Source organism: Cyclobacterium salsum (genome assembly GCF_010119245.1).
Lineage (GTDB): Bacteria > Bacteroidota > Bacteroidia > Cytophagales > Cyclobacteriaceae > Cyclobacterium > Cyclobacterium salsum.
Window position 1 is genome coordinate 281,072 of sequence record NZ_WNKG01000008.1, and the last position, 20,324, is coordinate 301,395.

The following is a 20,324-nucleotide window of genomic DNA, read 5'->3' on the forward strand; positions in this document are numbered from 1 at the left end:
AAAAAAACAGTTAAATAATTGGAATAATATCGGAATTTTCTGTTTATTCAACGAATAATTAACCAATGAATGCCCATACCTGCAACATCATGCCCAAAATAATTCAATCAAACAAGCTGAAATCACTCCTATTGCTTTTGATTATCAGCTTTTCCTGTGAGGAAGCATCCGAAACGACCGCTGTTCATCCCTTCGATCAATTAAGTGAAGAGGAGAAGCGAAACCCTGAGAATGCCCTTCTTGGAATCAAGGTCAACGAGAGCCTGGAAGCCAGTCTCTTTGCCTCCGAACCAATGATCACCAACCCTACCAATATTGACATTGATCACAAAGGAAGGGTGTGGGTTTGCGAAGCATACAATTACCGTCCGGATATCACTGGAAACGAAACCAAGGGAGAAGGGGATCGGATTTTAATCCTGGAAGACAGTAACGGTGACGGGAAAGCGGACAAAAGTACGGTGTTTTACCAGGACCCGGAACTGAATGCCCCCTTGGGAATATGGGTCATGGGCCATCAGGCCATTGTTTCTCAAAGTCCCTACGTGTGGTTATTGACCGACACGGATGGCGACGATAAAGCGGATAAAAAGGAAGTTATTTTTAAAGGTGTTGGCGGGGAGCAGCATGACCATGGGATGCATGCGTTTGTTTTTGGCCCGGATGGTAAGTTTTATTTTAATTTTGGTAATTCTGGTGGGACCATTCAGGATAAGAACGGACAAACCCTGAAAGATGCCAACGGGAAGCTTATTGATGCCGGGAATTACAAAGAAGGACTGGTTTTTCGCTGCGATGCGGATTTTTCCAATATTGAAGTACTGGGACAAAATTTCCGGAACAACTACGAAGTAGCACTCGACTCGTACGGCACCATGTGGCAGTCCGACAACGACGATGATGGAAACAAAGGAGTCCGCATCAATTACGTCATGGAATACGGCAATTTTGGCTACAAGGATGAAATGACCGGAGCGGGCTGGAGAGCCAATCGCACCAATAAGGAAAAAGAAGTCCCCTTACAACACTGGCACTTAAACGACCCTGGGGTGGTCCCCAATTTGCTACAAACCGGAGCGGGATCGCCTACCGGCATGGTGGTATACGAAGGGAATGCACTACCCGAAGCATTTCAGAATCAGATGATCCACACGGATGCGGGACCGAATGTGGTCCGGGCGTATCCGGTAGAAAAAGAGGGGGCAGGCTACAAAGCCTCCATCATCAACCTGATGGAAGGCGACAAAGATCAGTGGTTCCGGCCATCCGACGTATGCGTCGCACCGGATGGATCGCTGATGGTTTCGGACTGGTACGATCCCGGAGTGGGAGGCCATCAGGTGGGCGACCTGAATAGAGGTCGTATTTTCCGGATTTCCACACCAGATACCCCCTATGAGGTTCCCGAGGCGGACATTAACTCCCCAAATGGAGCCGTGAAAGCATTGTTAAATCCCAACCTCTCCCTGCGCTATCAGGCATGGAAAAGCCTGGAGGCCATGGGACCCGATGCCAGGCCGGCATTGGAAAACATCTTTTACGAGCATGAAAATCCGCGTTTCAAGGCCAGGACATTTTGGCTTTTAGCGAGATTGGATAAAAAATACATTCAGGAAGCTATTCGCCACCCAAACCCCGATCTTCGGATTTCGGGTATCCGAGCCGCCCGCCAGCATAACCTGGACCTACTACCCTACCTGGAAACCCTGGTACAGGATTCAGATGCGCAGGTGCGAAGAGAGGTGGCTATTGCTTTAAGAGGCATGAATTCACCCAAAGCCCCGGAGCTTTGGGCAGCATTAGCCCAACAACACGATGGGGAAGACCGCTGGTATTTGGAAGCGTTGGGAATTGGGGCTGCTGGTCAGTGGGATCGTTTTTATTCGGCCTGGATGGAAAAATCCGGAGCGGATATTAGCAGCAAGAAAAATCAGGATATCGTCTGGAGATCCAGAACGGGTAAAGCCATTCCCCATTTGGCAAGCCTGGCCTCTGAAACTTCCGAACCCCTAGAAACCAGACTGCGGTATTTCAGGGCCTTTGATTTTAATCCGGATAAAGAAGGGAAGTCTGCTGCGCTGATTAAAATGTTAGAAGCGGAGCAACTTCGTCAGGAAAATCAGGAGGAGGGACAACAAATAAACAGGCTGGTGTTAACCCACCTGGACCCGGAATACCTGGACAGATCCCCGGCTGTTCGCTCTGTGCTTACCAATACGCTGAATGAAAGTGCTGGAACCGAGGCTTATTTGGAACTGGTACAGAAGTTCGAAGTTAAATCCGAAAATCCACGGCTGTTACAAATGGCATTGGAAGAAAGCGACAATACCCTTGGAAAATCTGCTGCGACCCTTTTGCTCCGGCAAGGGGGCCTGAACAGTGTACAAGAGGTGCTTTATAGTGAAGAAGATGATAAGATTCACGCCATGTTTGCAGTGTTGCGAGGGATCGGTAGTGCGGAATCACTGGATCTGTTAGAAAAAATGGCATTTGACAGCTCCCTGCCGCTTTCCGTTCGCAAAGATGCCACTGCTGCGATAGGGGGTAGTTATGGTGGTGAAGACAGGGTTTTGGCATTATTGGAAAATGAAAAGCTTCCGGAAAATCTAATTCCGTCGGCGGTTACGGGGGTGAGTCGTGCCTGGAGGAAAAGCGTTCGTGCTGAAGCGGCCACCTATCTGGATGCTACCGCCAGTGAAGAAAACCCACTACCTCCTATGAAAGAGCTGCTCGCTATGGAAGGAAGCATAGAAAAAGGATTGGTCGTATTCAAAAACAATTGCGCGGTGTGTCACCAGGTAGGCGATATGGGGATGGACTTTGGCCCCAAACTTTCCGAAATAGGCAGTAAGCTTTCTAAAGAAGCCCAATTCATATCCATTCTTCACCCGGATGCAGGCATTAGCTTTGGCTACGAAGGGTACCTAATACAAATGAAAGACGGCAGTAGTCTGGGAGGAATAATCGCCAGCCAAACGGAAACAGATATTGATCTGAAATTACCGGGAGGTAGCACAGTCCCCATTAAAACCAGCGAAATGAAAAGCATAGAACAAATGGAAAACTCGATGATGCCTGCCGGATTAGAAAAGACAATGAGTACCCAGGAACTGGTAGATCTGGTGAGCTACCTGATGTCCCTTAAGAAACAATCTTAAAATTAGTATACTATATATGAACCAAAAAGAAAATAACCCTAGAAGACGCACATTGAAGAAAATGGCCGGTGTAGGCCTGGCTGGCATGCTGGCACCGGGACTATCCCAACGGCTCCTGGCTGCTGAGAGACAGCTTCCGGATGCCCTAAAGGGCAACGTCAACCATTCCGTATGCCGGTGGTGTTACAATGATATTGCATTCGAGGACCTGTGCAAGGCTGCGGTAGAAATCGGTTTAAAATCTATAGAGTTGGCCGGACCGGAAGAATGGCCGGTTCTCAAAAAATACGGGCTGGACTGTGCCATGCCCTGGGGTGCGGGTTTGGGAATCGAAAGGGGCTGGAACAATCCGGAGCTGCATGAAGAACTGATCAAAAGTTACGAAGAGGTAATCCCTAAAGTGGCTGCCGCAGGCTACAAGCAGATCATTTGTTTCTCCGGCAACCGAAATGGACTGGATGATACCAAAGGGATTGAAAATTGTGCCATGGGATTGAAAAAAATCATGCCTGTTGCTGAAAAGCACGGGGTCATCATGTGCATGGAATTATTAAACAGCAAAGTAAATCACAAAGACTACCAGGCTGACCATACCGCCTGGGGAGTCGAGGTTTGCAAGGCCGTAGGTTCCGAAAACATCAAGCTGCTATACGACATTTACCACATGCAGATTATGGAGGGAGATGTCATTGCCACCATTAAGGAGTACCACCCGTACATTTCCCATTACCACACCGGCGGTGTACCGGGAAGAAACGAAATAGACGAAAGCCAGGAACTCTATTATCCCGCCATAATGAAAGCCATTCTGGAAACCGGATATCAGGGCTATGTGGGCCAGGAATTTATCCCTAAGAGACCCGATAAATTGGCTTCTCTGAAACAAGGAGTAGAAATTTGTGATGTTTAACTTTATAGGATTTAGAAATACAAAAGCCGCCTCGCAATGAGTCGGCTTTTGTATTTCAATAGTCGTTCCTGCCTGTCAGTTCAGCATTTTTGACCTTCAATTCATATTGATTTCATTGTCGGAAAATACACTTTTTGAGATCTCCGGTTTACGTCGGGACAGCAGCTTCTTTCTTCTGACACCTTGTTTTTCTGATAAACTCGGTCTCTTTTTGCAATTATTCCTGATGTTTTTCAGGGTTTGCTTATCCATCCAGATCCCTAGGCCTACCGCCACCAGAATTAGCGTCGGAAAGAGAAAATGATCATTGAGCGAATACCCAAAAAACACGAGTGCTATGAAAAGTAACTTGACCGTGCCCAATGTTAACGCCACCTGATCATGTTTCAGTCCCATGCGAATAAGAAAATGGTGCACATGGCTTTTGTCTGGCTTTAAGGGAGACTTTCCCTTCAGGCTTCGTTTGACAAATATACGTACCGTATCGTAAATGGGAACAATCAAAAAGGCCATGCCGGCTGCAAACGGGGCGTTCAATTTTAGCCCTTCCCAGGGGGCCATGGTACCGGTTTTGTCCACAAATAAAATCACCAGCACCGTAAGCGCAAACCCCAAACTCAGGGACCCGGTATCCCCCATAAATATTTTGGCCGGATGCCAGTTAAACACTAAGAAAGCTAGAATCCCCCCTACCAGGGTAAAGGAAATAAGGCTATAGGAAACCATATCGGCCGTGTAAAACCAAAAACCGAGAATGGTTAAGGTCACCAGACTTAGGGCGCCTGCGAGCCCGTCTGCGCCATCTATTAGGTTAAAAGAGTTGGTTAAAACCAGAATGGCAAAAAAGGTAATTGCCACGCTGACAAAGTAGGGAATTTCATAAATTCCTAAAAACCCATAAAGGCCGGAAATCCTGATATCCGCCATTACAATCACAAAAAAGGCTGGAATAGACTGGCCTATTAATTTCTGAAATGCCGTCAATTCGATTAAATCGTCTCGAAGTCCTACTGAAAACATGATTCCCAGAGCCACCAGAAAATACCTTGTTTCCACGATCTGATCAAAACTAAGCCAGGCAAATAGCCCCAGAAATGAGGCAACGATGATGGCGATTCCTCCCATAGAGGGGATACTCCCAGCGTGAATTTTCCTCCCTCCCGGAGCCTCCATAAAATTGATCCTTTTCAGAATCATGATCAAGACGGGGGTCATTAAAAAACCAAAGAAGAAGGAGGTCGCTGTAGAAAGAAAAATATTCATAATATGAAAGTTTTCACAAAAATAAACATAATGGATTTATATTATTAGTTTTTTGCTGCGAATTTTATACCAAAAAACTGTCTATTTACACTTTGTAGTAACTTCTGTACCATTTTACAAATTGCTCGATACCAAAGGGGACCGAGGTAGAGGGCTTGTATCCCAACTCTTTTTCGAGCGGAGTGGTATCGGCAAAGGTAGCAGGGACGTCTCCAGGTTGAATGGGCAACATTTCCTTTTTCGCCTCTTTCCCCAGGGAATCTTCAATGGCGTGTATGAAATCCATCAACTTTACCGGACTGGAATTTCCAATATTGTAAACGGTGTAAGGAGCCTTTGATTTGCTCGCGTCCCCTGTATCAGGATCCCAATGTTCATCTGCTGCGGGAGCTTTGTCCACCACACGAATCACCCCTTGTACAATATCGTCTACATAGGTAAAGTCTCGTTGCATCTCGCCGTAATTAAACACCTGAATGGGCTTGTCTTCCAATATAGCTTTTGTAAACAGAAATAGTGCCATATCTGGCCTGCCCCAGGGCCCATACACGGTAAAGAACCGCAAACCTGTAGTCGGGAGGCCAAAAAGATGACTATAGGTATGGGCCATCAATTCGTTTGATTTCTTAGAGGCAGCGTATAAAGACACCGGGTGATCCACGTTCTGACTGGTCGCAAAAGGCATCTGCGTATTGGTTCCGTAGACCGAACTGGAAGAAGCGTAAGCCAAATGTTTTATATCATGATGCCTGCACGCCTCCAGAATGTTTAAAAACCCAACAATATTGGCCTGAATGTAGGCATCTGGATTGGTCAACGAATACCGGACACCAGCCTGAGCTGCAAGGTTCACCACTTTGTCAAACTTCTGTTCAGCAAATAATTTCATCACCCCTTCCTTATCCTCCAATTGCAGTTGAACAAACTGATACCCAGGGTATTTATTACTGGATTGTATTTTTCCATACTGAACGGCAGCCGGGTCAATACCGGTTTTGCTTAACCGGTCGTACTTTAGCTGTATGTCATAATAATCATTGATACTGTCCAGTCCTACCACTTCATCCCCACTTTCAAGGAGCTTTTCGGCCAAATGCATACCTATAAATCCAGCAGTTCCTGTGATCAAAATCTTCATGTGCTTGTTACTTTTTGCGGATAACAGTTATTAGGGATAAAAATTCAATCGAATCCATCACTTAAACCAAAAACTATAATTACGGCAGTAAAGATACTAATTTTAATGAAAAACCTGACTTTCTCCCTATCGAAAAACCTATTTCGATTTTAACTATTTGATTAATGGTAAACCTGTGTGACATCCGTAACCAGGTCGATTCCAACCCCTCAAGCACCACATTTACCCAGGTTTCAAATTAACGCTTAATAAAAAAGGGGCTATTGCCTACTGAACGACCGACCTGGAAAGTTTCGTCTTCCTCGCCACAAACCAGTACGCCAACGGGACAAAATACAAGGCTGTAAAGGTACCTATGGTCAACCCTCCAATCACCGACACTACTAATGGTCGCTGCAGATCAGCTCCCAGTCCTGCGCTAAATACCACCGGCAATAACGCCAGAATGGTGGTAATCGATGTCATTACGATGGGTTTCAGACGGATTTCTCCTGCCCTGAATAACGCTTTTTCCAATACTTCTACCGATCCTCCATCTGCTTGCCGATACTGTTTTCTAAGCCGGTTTATGGTGTCTATCTTCAAAATGGCATCGTTGACCATGATTCCTAACATGACTACCAGACCAATGGCCGACATCACATTCAGGGAGGTCCCGCTTAGCCAAAGCAGCAGAAATGCCCCCCCTATTCCCAAAGGAAGCGTGAAAATAACGATCAATGGCTGAACAAAATTTTCAAACTGAGCGGCCAGTATAAAGTACAATAGCAATACAGATACCAATAGAATCCCCCCTAACTGCCAGATGGTTTCCCGGTCCTGAAAATACTGCCCGGTAAATTCGACCGCCAAATTTTTCCCGGAGGCCCAATCCCTAATTGTCCGCTCCTGCTGTGGCGAAAGCGAGGTGTCATACGTCAGGGATTGGAAAATTCCAGCGCGATCGGCGGTAACAAATTTATATTGCTCGTCATAGGAGAAATGAATAAATTCATCCAGGGCATAGGGAATCCCTTCTTCTCCATATATATAATTAGTCTTTAATAATGTCTGAAAATCCAAGGTCTCAGCGGCCAGGAGAATGGGGGTAATTTCTCCGAAACGTTTGATATCGGCAATGAGGTAGTTTCCGAAAAGTTGTTGAATTTTTTCTACTAATTGTTGACCTTCCAACCCATATAAGGCCAATTTCCTCATGTCTGTTCTGAATATTACCGAGGCACCTTTTTGAAGGCCCGGCCCCTTGGACCAACCGGAAACCGGAAAGGCTTCCAGCCAGGGATCCATCTGGCTTACAGCCACCGGTTGCTTGGAAGTGAGATCCTTCCAGCGCACTTCAAAAAAAGGCCTATCAGAACTAAATAGCTGGTCAAAAGCATTGGGAGCATCCTGAATTTCCACACTGGCCAAAGGATACCGCTGGTGAATGAATTGCAACAGTTGAGAACTAATCATCTCCTTTTGCTGGCCATTTTCAAACATCAGAAACACATCTGCCTGCTGGATGTCATTATCTCCTTCGTACAAAAGAAATTGCCGTAAACCCAGGTCACTTTCGGCCCATTGGTAGTCCCCTTCCACCAGCGCAAGCATGTCCAGTACCCGTTCTTTATTTTGGTTGGCATTAATGGGCTCGTTCCAATCCAGAGAGACCATCACATCATACTTTTCGATGGGGGGCAGGCCCTCCACCTTAAGCAGCCTTACCGTAAGCAGCAACAGGGGTATCAATAGCAGTAATACCAAAAGAGACCCTGCGCGGTAGGCAAAAATCAATCGGTAAATCCGCTTATACCCTTTCAATAAAAGTAAAAACAAGCGGCTGTCCTCTCCTGAACGCTGGTAGGTCTTCCCTTTGAAAAACAGGTAATAAAGCAGGGGTAAACCAATAAATGCCACCAAAAGCGAAACGGATAAAATGGCAGCAACCGAAACCGCCTGATCATAAAATAAAGCGCCAGATATGCCACTCAAAAATACCAGGGGAACAAACACCGCCAGGGTGGTAAGCACCGAACTGATCAACGCGGACATCACTTCATTTACCCCGGAAATGCAGGCCTCAAAAAGCGGAATCCCTTCCGATCGCTTTCGGCTAATGTTGTCCAGGACAATGATCGAATTGTCTATCAGCATCCCCAATCCCAAAGCCAGGCCGCTTAAAGAGATCACGTTGATGGAAATCCCGGCAAAATAAAAAATGGCAAAACTTATTATGAGCGATGAGGGCAGGCTAATACCAATGATAATCGGCATGCGGAAATCCCCCATAAAAACGAAGAGAATTCCGAAGGCAAAAAGTCCCCCAAAGAGCAAGCTTGTTTGCAGGTTGGTAATTCCTGCGTTCAGCAGCGTAGATTGATCCTGGGTAAGGGCGAATTCCACCTGGGGATAATCCGCTTCAAAGCCCTGAACTGCCTCGTAAAGCAGGGGCATGATATCGTTCATTCGGGCAGCAGTCTGCTTATGTACCGTCACTACCAGGCCTTCCCGTTCCTGAAACAGATGAAACCCGTCGGGCTTGGCCAGGGAATGACGCACTTCCGCCACCTTGCCCAGGCTTACCGTGTTGCCCGCGGGTCCCCTTACCGGAAGGTTACGGATGTCTTCCGGTGTTTCCAGTCTGCTGGCCAGTCGAAGGTAATACCGGAATTGGCCGTCCTCCACGCTAATTCCGGGTAATTCACTATTTCCAGCTTCAATGGCCCGGATCACATCCGATTCCCGCATGCCCAGGCCCGCCAAAACAGGCTTGTCAGGACTGACAGAAATCACCCGTTCCTGCCTCCCGTTAATGTCTACCAGTGCCACTCCGTCCAACTGCTCTACCCTCTTTTTTATTACATTTTCAGTGAGCAGCGATACATCGGCAAAGTCCACTCCCTCTTTGGGCACCACCTGTAGCCGAACAATAGGGATGTCATTGGTATTGATGCGTACCACCCGGGGCCTTTCCAGGTCTTCCGGCAGGCTGTTGGTAAGCCGGTCTATCTTTTCATTTACCGCAATGTAAGCCAACTCCATCTGGGTGTCGTAACTAAACGTAAGCCTTACATTGCCCACTTCCGATCCGGCTTTACTTCCCATATCCTCGAGCCCATCCAGGGTGACCATAGCCTCCCGGATAGGACGTAAAACATTTTGCTCTATGGACTCCGGGGAAGTATTGGGATAGGACACCTTGATCACTATCTGAGGCACATCCATCGGAGGCAACAAGGAAATGGGCAAGGTACGGAACAGGATAAGGCTGAAAATAAGCAGGGCCAAAAAGGTCATGCCTACGGCGATGGGTCGGGCCAATAAAAATCTAACCATGGCTTATTCCGTTATCACCTGTACCGGTGCCTGATGTGCTAATTGAACATTATTGCTGATAATCACCGGCTGACTGGTCAGCAGACCGTCGAGAATTTCCATTTCCCTGCCGTTATCCTTGCCTACTTCCACGTAATTCCATATTGCTTCATTGTTTTCGATGGTAAAAACTACCGGCCTGCCGGATCGGTATACCACTGCCTCTTTAGGAACTACCAAACTATTGTTTTGTGGGGAACGAATGATTGCTCGGGCATTCATTCCGGGTAGCAGGCTTCCCCCCTGTTGAAGATTCAGGGTTACCTGGACCAGGCCGTTTTCATCTACTTTTGGATTGATGCTACCCACCGTTCCGGAAATACCCTCTCCGGAACCCGACACCGGATACACCTCCGCCTTTTGGCCTTTGCGGATAAAGGAAATATCGGATTCCAGCACTTTCACCTTCATCTCCAGCAGGTCGGTGCTGAGCAGCAGGCATACTTCATCCCCGGCATTCACCAGGCTTCCCTTTTTTAATTGTAAATCGGCTATGGCTCCAGCGATGGGTGCCTTGATTTCCGTTTTTTCCAAATTCCGTTCCGCCTCTCTCACGGCAATCTGTGCAGACAAAAGGCCACTGGATGCCTTCCAAAATTCATCCCGTTCCGAACTTTCCAGGGAGTCCATGATAGTCGTTTCTACATCTGCGGCAATGCGACGGCTCTGGTACTCTGCGGTAGCAGACCGGAGATCCACCTGTGCCCTTTCCCATTCCATTTGACTGTCCGTTTTGTCCAGGCGGGCCAGAATTTGTCCGGCCTGCACCTTTTGCCCCTCTTCTACCTGAAGCTCGATCAGGTAGCCCGGCCGCTCTACGATCACCATTACCTCATTGGCTGCTTCGATTTTGCCGGTAGCATTGATCAGGTAATCAAACGACTTGGTTTCCGATTGACTCACCATCACCGAGGTGGCCTGTACTTCATCCCGGAAAGTTTCCATGGGAATCTCCTCATTGGATTCTTCCGGCTCTCCGCAGGAAAAAAAAACCAGATTAAGGCAAAATAATGCAATGACAAAAGCGGAACGTTTCATTTTAGCAGGAGTTAATTAATGGATTGATTCCCAGTCCACATCAAGTGAATGGGTTAAATAACTAATTAATTAAATTAGCTCCAAATTTTTTAAGGAAATTTTAAAAAAAAACAGGACCGATGTTATCAGTCCTGTCTTATCATTGACCATGAGACCCGGGCCTTGCCTGACTAGCGTCAGGGATGATGCACCAGGAGCTGCTTGCTTGTCTGCCCCTTTTTACTTACAAAAAAATGGCGAAAAAAAACGCCCTTCACGGCTCAACTATTTACTGATTTTTCCTGTTCCAGGATGATTTTGAAACTGGCATCGTCTTCCGTGTAATTCACATTGATGATCTTTTCTGCCTTGGAGAGCAATACACGACTGCTGTTATTTAAGTGTCGGATGTAAACGGTCTTGCCCAGCTTCTCGTACCGCTCGGTTACCTTATGGATGGCATCAATACCCGAGTGATCCACGATGCGACTTTCCTTAAAATCGATTATAATTTCCTCAGGATCTCCCAAAGGATCAAATTTCTGCCCAAAGGTCATGGCAGAACCAAAAAACAAGGGACCGTAAATTTCGTAATGTTTAACACCATTTTCATCCAAAAACTTTCTGGCCCGAATCATTTTGGAATTTTCCCAGGCAAATACCAGGGCAGCGATAATCACACCGATTAAAACGGCCAGGGCCAAATTGTGCAGCAGGACGGTGACCAGGGTGACCAACACCATCACCAACACATCGGATTTGGGGACTTTACGGAAGACCCGCAGCGATGCCCATTCAAAGGTCCCAATCGCCACCATAAACATCAGCCCTACCAAAGCGGCCATGGGCACCATTTCAATATAAGTAGATAGAAACAGGATAAATACCAGCAAGCCTACTGCCGCCACGATGCCGGATATCCGGTTTCGCCCGCCGGCATTGACATTGATCAGCGACTGGCCGATCATGGCACAGCCCCCCATGCCCCCAAAAAAACCGGTGGTTACATTGGCAATTCCCTGGGCCACGCATTCTTTATTGCCATGTCCCCGGGTTTCGGTGATTTCGTCAATCAGGGTCAGGGTCAGCAGGCTTTCAATCAGCCCTACGCCTGCCATGATAGCTGAATAAGGTAAAATGATCAGTAGGGTTTCCAAACTGATCGGTACCATGGGAAGGTGAAATTCCGGTAAGCCACCACTAATGGAGGCAAGGTCACCGACCGTTCGGGTATCTATTCCTCCAAAGATAACCAAAAGGCTTACAACCAATATAGCTACTAAAGCAGAAGGAACAGCCCTGGTTAATTTGGGTAAAAACTTTATTATAACCATGGTTAAAAACACCAACCCTAACATTAGGTACAGCGGCGTGCCACTCATCCATTCCAGCGTTCCGGCGGCGGTTACTTCCTTAAACTGGTCCAACTGGGACATGGCGATGACGATGGCCAGGCCATTGACAAATCCAAACATCACTGGATGGGGTACCAAGCGGATTAATTTTCCCAGCTTTAATACCCCCACCAATATTTGGATAAGGCCCATCAACACCACGGCTGCAAATAAGTACTCTACCCCGTGTTGTGCGATCAGTGCTACCACCACCACTGCAATGGCTCCGGTAGCTCCTGAGATCATTCCGGGCCTTCCTCCCAAAATGGAAGTAATCAAGCCAATAATAAATGCCGTATACAGCCCCACCAAAGGACTCACTCCGGCAATCAATGAAAAAGCTACCGCCTCTGGCACCAGCGCCAGGGCTACCGTCAGGCCGGAAAGCACCTCATCCTTCAGATTTGCCTCCTTGGGCATAAATAATCGGTAAAATGTTTGCGTCATCGTTCGTCTGATTAAAGATTTTCCTAATCGCCTCTGCTTAAAAATTGAGGTCAATCGGCACTAAATTTGGCTATCCCAGGCGAGAATTAAGGTGCAAATATAATTTATTTTTTAACAGATTCGAAATAAAATTTTGATAATTAACACTAATTTAATGTCTTTTTTAACGATATTCTGAATACCCTCTTTTGTATTCCTCAGAAAATCAGAGAGTATTATCAACCGAGCCTGATACTATCGTTCTCATTCTCTTACCTGTCTATTTGCAAGGTTTAAAGCATAAGCAGAAAAACCTTCCGTCAGGTATTCGGATGAACCATTTTAATCGTTGATTCTCCATACGGAGCGGATCGGTTTTTGCTCAGAAACCAATTTTATTCTGCCTCCTCAAAATAAAATTGCTATATTTGCTGACTCTTTAAAAAAAACCAACCAATGTAAAAACTATTTTCTTTTTCCAATGGTGGGCTCCCTATTCCGAACCCTCCATGCATGGTTTTTTTATCCACCTGCCCTTTTCCCTAACAAAAGGACATCACCTATCCCCTTTCACTGTAGGAATCAAGTTTCTATTTTATGGTACAGAACAAAGCCTCCAAAAGACAACATTTTAAGACGGACCTCTCAGCTGGATTAGTCGTTTTTCTCATTGCCCTTCCTCTTTGCCTTGGTATTTCACTTGCCTCAGGGGCTCCGTTATTTGCGGGAATTATTTCCGGAATAATAGGCGGTATCCTGGTTGGATTTGTAAGTAAATCCAATATCAACGTAAGCGGTCCGGCCGCCAGTGTGGCATTGGTCGTACTCACGGCCATCCAAACCCTGGGAAGTTACCAGGCCGTATTGCTGGCGGTTGTCCTTGCCGGGGTCATTCAAATCGCTCTGGGATATATGAAAGCAGGAACCGTGGCCTACTTTTTCCCCAATGCCATGATTAAAGGCATTTTGGCTTCCATAGGCCTGGTGCTGATTTTAAAACAAATTCCGCATGCCTTAGGTATCGATCAGGTTTTTGAAGGAATGGAAAGTTTTTCTCAAAACGATGGCAAAAATACCTTTACCGAAATCATTTACGTACTCCAAAACATCGGCTGGGGTGCCACCATCATTACCCTCGTTTCGCTGGCAATCATCATCAGTTGGGATCAACCCAAGCTTAAAAAGTACCCCTTCTTTCGGTTTTTTCCTTCTGCATTGACGGCGGTAATTACCAGCATCTTAATCAATGAATGGGTCTACAAAAGCTTCTTCCCGCAGCTTACCCTCAGTACCGAACACCTGGTCACCTTGCCGGTCGCTTCCGATTTTATGGACTTTTTTAATTTTTTCAGTTTTCCTGATTTTTCCCAAATAAGCAATCCCGAGATTCTGACAATTGCCTTAAGCATTGCCTTTATCGCCAGTTTGGAGTCGCTGCTCAGCACGGAGGCAGGAGATAAACTGGACCCCTACAAACGAAAAACCTCCACCAATACGGAATTAAAGGCACAGGGTATCGGCAATATTGTGGCCGGTTTGGTAGGTGGACTTCCTATCACGGCAGTTATTGTGCGAACCTCTGCCAATGTAAATTCCGGTGGACGAACCCAAACAGCCACCATTACCCACGGAGTGCTGATGTTGATCTGCGTGGCTTTCATTCCGGGAATATTGAATAAGATTCCGCTAGCTTCCTTATCTGCCGTTTTATTCGTTGTGGGATACAAATTGACCAGCTACCCCATTTACAAGAATGTCTTTAAACAGGGAAAAAAACAATTCCTACCCTTTATCATTACCATATTAGTCGTAATGTTTTCAGACTTAATCACCGGAATTCTCGTGGGAGGAACCGTAGCTGTTTTCTTTGTTTTGAGGGATAATTACAAAAATGCCTATCTTTATAACAAGGTAAGTAAAGAAGGTGAGAACAAAACCGTGGTGAACCTGGCCGAGGAAGTTACTTTCCTGAACAAAGCCGACATCATGCTGTTTTTGGACCACCTTCCGGAAAAGCATGAAGTGGTCATCGACGGTTCCAGGTCTGTCTTTATTCATCCGGATATATATGATATTCTGGAAGACTTTAAGCACACGGCCGCCTATAAAGATATAAAATTAACCACCATCGGGCTGGACAACCGAAGCAAAACGAAAAGTTTCTGGAAAAACTAAGCTACCACTAATAGTTATTAACAGTACAGGTAATTAAAACCAAAAACCAGGTATGGAATCCAACTCCGACGAAAGCCTACGGGAGCTTTTCCTGGGTAAAATACAGGAACTGGAAGAAGAAATCCGTAATTTAAAGGAAATGACCCGCCCCCAGGGACTGGATAGTGCCATTGGCAGGGTTAGCCGCATGGACTACATCAATAATAAATCCATAAACGAGGCCCAAATCCTGAAAATCCAGAAAAAAATCAAGGGATTGCAGCATTGGCTGGGAAAATTAGGTACCGCGGCTTTTGGCAAATGCATCCGCTGCGGAGAACCCATCAATCATAACCGATTATTATTGGTACCAGAAAGCCCCCATTGCATTCGCTGTGCTTCCAGGCCATAGAGCTTTTAGTAAATGGCAAAGGATTCCCAATCGGTACCATTTAATCAGGCTGAGAAAGTTCTCGGTAATAACTAACCGCTAATCAGCACGAGTCCAAATCCCACTTTCAAAGGACTGGAGGATTTCAGAACGAGTCAGTATATAAATCGAACGGAGGTTTATACCAATTTAATCATCTCATTTTGCATCCGGTTTCCCGGAAACATATTCAAAAACCAATCGACTTATCTGCGCAATGGTCTCCTTCCCTGCCGCCACATCCGCCAGATTTTTACTCAAAATCACCAACACATAGCGGTTCCCATTGGGCAATTCCAATATGGCCGCATCGTGTTGCACCCCTGTAATGGATCCCGTTTTATGCGCAATTTTAACATCTGCAGGAAGTAATTTGGGAATCAGGTCCTTAAAGTACTGGTCGGAGAGTATCGTTACCATTTCTTCGGAACCCTCCACGTTACCAAGGGCTATGGCCTCCATGATCAGCATCATGTCCAGGGCAGTAGTGGTATTGCTGAGGCCTGCCTCAAAGGCCTTGAGGTCTTCCACCCCCCGCAGCACCTCAATGTCTTCCGCTCCCAACTCACGCATGGACTGGGTAACCTTTTCCGCTCCTACCAAATCGATCAGAATATTGGTGGCCAGGTTGCTGCTTTTGATAATCATTTGATACATCAACTCATAGATCGTCGTTTTCTCACCGATCCTTTCATAAAGACCTTCCTGGCTGTCCACCCCCAAATCCATGCTAAAAGGGCTGCCGTCTACAATGCTGGTGAATTCATTGACAATGAGAATGGAATCCTGCAAATCAAACTTTCCCGCCCCGGCCTGTTTAAAAAGCTCGATCATCACCGGGGTTTTCATGGTGCTGGCCGCGTGAAACACTTCTTTTTCATTGATAAGTAATTCCCTACCCGAATCATCCAGCATCCTGAACGCCATTCCAAAATCACCTTCCGTGGCTTGCATTAAGGACAGAATGCCTTCTTCCAAGGCCTCCAATCCGGATTTATCCCTGGCACCGGAGCAGGCAATCAGAATGCATAGGGGCAATAGCAAAATTACTTTCATCGATTAAAGTGGTTAAGGTGTCGCTTACATTAATAACATGACCCAGGCCATTACGGCCAAAAAAGCAATTATCGGTCCCAGAAAGATAAAAAATAATCCACCGGAACGGAAATCTTTTTGTTCCACCATTCCAGTGGCGTAAGCAATGGCATTAGCAGGCGTAGAAACAGGTAGTAACAAGGAGCAGGAGCAGCTAATGGCCACCATCACCGGCCCGGCAATACCGTAAATTCCAGGGAGTGCCAAACTCAATGGAACCAATATGGAAGCAGCCGCCGTGTTACTCATGACATTGGAAAGCAAAACGGCTACCAGGCAAAAGACAATGGCAATCAGCATGTTTGGCAAAGGCAGGGCGTTGATTTTTTGCATGACGATTTCTGCCAGGCCCACCTCCACCAGGGCAATGCCCAATGCCAGGCCGCCCGCTACCAACATCAGCGTGTCCCAGGGAAGGCTTCGAACATGTTCGGAGTGAATGACCTGGGTCATGGTCAGCAGGACAATGGGAATGGCAGAAGTAGCCGCAACGGGGATTCCGTGCAATGCCTCTGTCAACCACATCAGCACGGTCACCACCAGGGTAAAAATAACCGCATTTTTCTCAAACCGCTTCACTTCCCCCTGTCCTTTGGGCAGAAGGGATAAATCCAGGTTGACATCTGAAAAATCATGGATTTTGCAAAGAAATTTCCAAAACAGCCACACCAGCAATAAACCGGTCGGAAATCCTACTACCATCCAGTCCACAAAGGTAATGCTAATCCCCTTTTCCTGAAGTGCTCCCACGGCGATGGCATTCGGAGTACTTCCAATAATAGTACCAATCCCCCCTACCGAAGCAGCCGCAGGGATGGCCGTCAATAATGCTTTCCCATAGGGAGATTTTTTACCGATTAGTTGTACCAGCGGAATGATCGACGAAATCATCATCGCCGTCGTCGCTGTATTGGACATGATCATGCTGGCGATGGCCGTGGTCATCATCAAGCCCAGTAAAAGCCCTTCCGGCTTTTGTCCAAACCGCTTGACCGTAAATCGGAACAGTTGCCGGTCCAGCTCTACCAGACTCATGCCTTTGGCCAGAAAGAAACCCCCCAGTAGTAGCCAAATAACATTACTGGTCCAGGTACTCACATAAAGATCCGGAGGCATGGTCTTTTCGAAAAACCAATCGGTACTAAACCCCGTCAGCAATGCCGCAATGATAAAAATACCGACGGCAAAGGGAGGCATGGCCTCCGTAATCCACAAGCCGATCGCAAGAATACTGATGAAGAATACAAAATTAACCTGGGGATCGTACCCGATTTTCCTGAAAAAATAGGATATCAACAGGGCCAGCAGAAAATTCCCAAGAAAAGAAGAGGTGCTGAACACCCAATTCAGCTTGAGTTTCCGATAGAGTCTCCGTGCTGCACTTCTTGAATCGGAATAATACATGTGCTGTTCAGTTATAAATAAAAAAAAAAATCGGTAAGACAAAATGCATTCTCTACAGTCAGAAGGACCATTATCTTCTGTCTATAACCGAAGCAAGTTAACCATTTTTTAAAAAAGTCAGCATCCCGGTGATCCAAAATGTCCCGGCAGTTCGTAATTCCTTCCAACTAAGAAAAAGTGTTAAACTGCTAAATTTTAATTGACCATGAAAAAGTATTGGAATGTAACGAAAAAAATGAGTTTGGGAATAATGGTAGCCGGACTGGGGCTCTTTACGGCCTGCAACGATGATCCGGAACCGGAAATGCCTTTTACTCCAGGCATGGAAACCTATGACTACGGATTCAACGAGGGGCAATTGCTGGACAATCCAGCCACGGCCTACAATGGAGATGGAGAAGGGGATCATCCGAGAAACCTATCCGCCCAACTGGAAATCACAGAAATGGAAAACGGCAATGCCGAAGTGACCATCCGCCTGGAAAACGGACTGGATGGCATGCAGTATCCGGTGCATGTACATGATGCGGCAGATCCCAGCACCACTCCCAATGGTACTCCTTATAATGAAACACCTAATGGAGATATTTTTGCCGGGATGATCAGCATAAGCAATGGCATGGGCAGCGAAAGCATGGAAACAGAGATGGACTACGACATGCTGTTAGATACCTACGAAGGCTTTCTGGTCGTACACGATCCCACCCAGGAACTAAGCACCACAGACCTGGGTACCTACCTGGTACTGGGTGTATTCGGACAGGACCTTGCAGAGGCTGAGGCAAATTTGCGTACCGAAACCTTTATGTATGACTTTAATGAGGGGCAATTGCTGGATAATACCGATCTGGCCTACGAAGGAGATCATGCCCGCGACTTAAAGGCAGAGATAATGGTGGAAGAAATGATTGATGGAACGGCCAAGATCACCATCAGCCTGATGAATACCATGGAAGGCATGACGTACATGGTACATGCGCATGATGCTGCCGATCCTTCTACCACACCTAACGGTACTCCTTACAATGAAACCCCCAACAGCGACATTTTTGCCGGTGGCATTGAGGGCAATGGAGGAACCGTGATGGCTGAGAATGAGCTGGATATTTCTTTCAATGAATTGACAAGAGACTACGAGGGCTTTCTGGTAGTGCATGATCCCACGCAGGAAATCAGCACGGTAGATTTGACCACCTATTTGGTATTGGGCGCCTTTGCAAGATAATTTTTTAATAATAAATGTTGGTCAAGAGGTCATGGGAGCGATTCCATGGCCTTTTTTTGTTCGTTCTGGCAAGTAGCTGACTTGCTTTTCGGACTGACCTCCCCCGGACCCCTCGTGTTTTCAGAAGATTGAGGATGGGAATAAAAAATTATAGTTATTGGAACCAAAGCCGCCTTTATTCAGGTTTTGGCTTGATATGTAATAGTGAAAACCCTCGGAGTCGTTTTCCTCCAGGCCCTGACCAACTTCCTTAAATGTACCAAAATAGTACTTTAACCAGGCAAATCCTGTCCGTCTGCCAAATTGATAGCATCCAAGGTAGACACTTCGGTGTCAATCCATTTGTAAATCAAAATCCCTTTCTATGAGCCTGATTTTATTTTTTGAAAGCGACGCTAATGTCTTATTAATATAAGAAGCTCTCTCTTGGTTTATAAAAGCCGGTATCAAATCCTCAAATTTTATTTTAAACAGTCGATTTATTACAACTAAATCATCCTTGGAAAATGGCCTTAACCCATTTATCAATTCAGACATGTAGCCCTTTCTATGCCCAAGAATTTTGGCCAAATCATTTTGATTTAATCCTGCCTCCTTGAGTTTCGTTTTAATCAGTTCTTTTCTTCTTTGAGAAAACATATTTTCAGCCTCAACTAACGTTTCAGCTAAATCACTCTCTTTAATCTGATCTTTGCTTAACCGATCCTCATCCGACCAATTATCCTTTTCGTAATTTTTAATCAAATCACGTAAATGGTTCCTTATTGGTTCATATAATTTATTGTTTTTAATGAGCACCCGAAGCTGCAAAAACAGCGATGATGCTTTTTCATATTCCAGTTCACTTGTCAGAGAAGTAATCTTTTGTATGTTTTGTATCGAAAATTTATCCATTTTAAATCAGTTTTTGACCACGTAGCCACTTCTCAATTGTTGTCTTATTACATTTGAAAGTATTCTCATATTCCTCATGTGAGCCAGTCCAGATAACGGTTGCCTCGCTGTCCTCAAATACTATCAAAATCATAGTACGATGGATATTTATATCAAAAAAGTAAAATCCATCACTATGCACACAATCGCAATCAGGTCGGGTTTCTTTAATTTCAGTCTGTTTTGTCCAATTGGCATTTTCAATAGCTGCAATTAATTTGTCAATGGCTTTAATCAACTGTGTATTGCCACGGTTTTTGTTTTTGAGCTTGATCAGCTTATGTTTTGGTAATAATTCCAAAATCTTGCCATTACTCAACGCAAAGATGAAAAATAGGTTCCATATATTATAGAACTCAATCTATTTTTTTGCCTTTGGATTTCGGAAGGGGTTTTACGACAGTCAGAAAAATGGCCCAA

14 protein-coding genes are annotated in these 20,324 nt (G+C 45.8%); 5 read left to right on the top strand and 9 right to left on the bottom strand.

All coding sequences use genetic code 11. From position 1 onward, the window contains the following. Window positions 1-89: 89 nt before the first annotated feature. The gene (locus tag GJS45_RS16010) at window positions 90-3,158 is read left to right on the top strand and encodes a PVC-type heme-binding CxxCH protein (RefSeq protein ID WP_162342867.1); all 3,069 of its coding nucleotides are present in this window, start codon (window positions 90-92) and stop codon (window positions 3,156-3,158) included. Window positions 3,159-3,174: 16 nt separating this feature from the next. Further along, on the top strand, window positions 3,175-4,068 hold the full coding sequence (locus GJS45_RS16015) for a hydroxypyruvate isomerase family protein (RefSeq protein ID WP_162342868.1): 894 nt from the start codon (window positions 3,175-3,177) through the stop codon (window positions 4,066-4,068). Between the two features lie 96 nt (window positions 4,069-4,164). Here the strand turns inward: GJS45_RS16015 and GJS45_RS16020 are convergent, their stop codons facing one another. From GJS45_RS16020 to GJS45_RS16040, 5 genes are all read right to left on the bottom strand, one after another. Next, window positions 4,165-5,331, bottom strand: coding sequence for a glycosyltransferase family 4 protein (locus tag GJS45_RS16020; RefSeq protein WP_162342869.1), 1,167 nt, complete (start codon window positions 5,329-5,331; stop codon window positions 4,165-4,167). An 85-nt stretch (window positions 5,332-5,416) separates the two neighbouring features. After that, entirely contained in the window at window positions 5,417-6,469 is a 1,053-nt protein-coding gene (locus tag GJS45_RS16025) for an NAD-dependent epimerase (RefSeq protein ID WP_162342870.1), read from the bottom strand. Between the two features lie 267 nt (window positions 6,470-6,736). Then, entirely contained in the window at window positions 6,737-9,787 is a 3,051-nt protein-coding gene (locus GJS45_RS16030; protein WP_162342871.1) for an efflux RND transporter permease subunit, read from the bottom strand. Between the two features lie 3 nt (window positions 9,788-9,790). After that, window positions 9,791-10,864, bottom strand: coding sequence for an efflux RND transporter periplasmic adaptor subunit (locus GJS45_RS16035; RefSeq protein ID WP_162342872.1), 1,074 nt, complete (start codon window positions 10,862-10,864; stop codon window positions 9,791-9,793). A gap of 260 nt (window positions 10,865-11,124) precedes the next feature. After that, the gene (locus GJS45_RS16040) at window positions 11,125-12,684 is read right to left on the bottom strand and encodes a SulP family inorganic anion transporter (protein ID WP_162342873.1); all 1,560 of its coding nucleotides are present in this window, start codon (window positions 12,682-12,684) and stop codon (window positions 11,125-11,127) included. A 576-nt stretch (window positions 12,685-13,260) separates the two neighbouring features. Between GJS45_RS16040 and GJS45_RS16045 the strand changes: the two genes are divergently transcribed. Then, a complete protein-coding gene (locus GJS45_RS16045) occupies window positions 13,261-14,838 on the top strand; it encodes a SulP family inorganic anion transporter (protein ID WP_162342874.1) in 1,578 nt (525 codons plus the stop codon). Between the two features lie 52 nt (window positions 14,839-14,890). Further along, complete coding sequence (locus GJS45_RS16050; RefSeq protein WP_162342875.1) at window positions 14,891-15,229, top strand: TraR/DksA family transcriptional regulator; 339 nt, start codon at window positions 14,891-14,893, stop codon at window positions 15,227-15,229. A gap of 177 nt (window positions 15,230-15,406) precedes the next feature. On the opposite strand, the gene GJS45_RS16055 is transcribed toward GJS45_RS16050, so the two are convergent. Beyond that, entirely contained in the window at window positions 15,407-16,303 is an 897-nt protein-coding gene (locus GJS45_RS16055) for a serine hydrolase (protein ID WP_162342876.1), read from the bottom strand. Window positions 16,304-16,327: 24 nt separating this feature from the next. Next, window positions 16,328-17,746, bottom strand: coding sequence for an SLC13 family permease (locus GJS45_RS16060; protein ID WP_162342877.1), 1,419 nt, complete (start codon window positions 17,744-17,746; stop codon window positions 16,328-16,330). A 205-nt stretch (window positions 17,747-17,951) separates the two neighbouring features. Between GJS45_RS16060 and GJS45_RS16065 the strand changes: the two genes are divergently transcribed. Then, window positions 17,952-18,971 (top strand): hypothetical protein, encoded by a 1,020-nt coding sequence (locus tag GJS45_RS16065; RefSeq protein ID WP_162342878.1) that lies wholly within the window; start codon window positions 17,952-17,954, stop codon window positions 18,969-18,971. Window positions 18,972-19,304: 333 nt separating this feature from the next. Here the strand turns inward: GJS45_RS16065 and GJS45_RS16070 are convergent, their stop codons facing one another. Both GJS45_RS16070 and GJS45_RS16075 read right to left on the bottom strand, forming a co-directional pair. Further along, complete coding sequence (locus GJS45_RS16070; RefSeq protein ID WP_162342879.1) at window positions 19,305-19,865, bottom strand: helix-turn-helix domain-containing protein; 561 nt, start codon at window positions 19,863-19,865, stop codon at window positions 19,305-19,307. Between the two features lies 1 nt (window position 19,866). Then, window positions 19,867-20,205, bottom strand: a complete 339-nt coding sequence (locus GJS45_RS16075) for a type II toxin-antitoxin system HigB family toxin (RefSeq protein ID WP_162342880.1) — start codon at window positions 20,203-20,205, stop codon at window positions 19,867-19,869. Window positions 20,206-20,324: the final 119 nt, after the last annotated feature.

Coding starts and splice junctions, on each gene's coding strand:
- GJS45_RS16010 (WP_162342867.1), top strand. CDS start 90: ATGCCCAAAATAATTCAATCAAACAAGCTGAAATCACTCCTATTGCTT.
- GJS45_RS16015 (WP_162342868.1), top strand. CDS start 3,175: ATGAACCAAAAAGAAAATAACCCTAGAAGACGCACATTGAAGAAAATG.
- GJS45_RS16020 (WP_162342869.1), bottom strand. CDS start 5,331: ATGAATATTTTTCTTTCTACAGCGACCTCCTTCTTCTTTGGTTTTTTA.
- GJS45_RS16025 (WP_162342870.1), bottom strand. CDS start 6,469: ATGAAGATTTTGATCACAGGAACTGCTGGATTTATAGGTATGCATTTG.
- GJS45_RS16030 (WP_162342871.1), bottom strand. CDS start 9,787: ATGGTTAGATTTTTATTGGCCCGACCCATCGCCGTAGGCATGACCTTT.
- GJS45_RS16035 (WP_162342872.1), bottom strand. CDS start 10,864: ATGAAACGTTCCGCTTTTGTCATTGCATTATTTTGCCTTAATCTGGTT.
- GJS45_RS16040 (WP_162342873.1), bottom strand. CDS start 12,684: ATGACGCAAACATTTTACCGATTATTTATGCCCAAGGAGGCAAATCTG.
- GJS45_RS16045 (WP_162342874.1), top strand. CDS start 13,261: ATGGTACAGAACAAAGCCTCCAAAAGACAACATTTTAAGACGGACCTC.
- GJS45_RS16050 (WP_162342875.1), top strand. CDS start 14,891: ATGGAATCCAACTCCGACGAAAGCCTACGGGAGCTTTTCCTGGGTAAA.
- GJS45_RS16055 (WP_162342876.1), bottom strand. CDS start 16,303: ATGAAAGTAATTTTGCTATTGCCCCTATGCATTCTGATTGCCTGCTCC.
- GJS45_RS16060 (WP_162342877.1), bottom strand. CDS start 17,746: ATGTATTATTCCGATTCAAGAAGTGCAGCACGGAGACTCTATCGGAAA.
- GJS45_RS16065 (WP_162342878.1), top strand. CDS start 17,952: ATGAAAAAGTATTGGAATGTAACGAAAAAAATGAGTTTGGGAATAATG.
- GJS45_RS16070 (WP_162342879.1), bottom strand. CDS start 19,865: ATGGATAAATTTTCGATACAAAACATACAAAAGATTACTTCTCTGACA.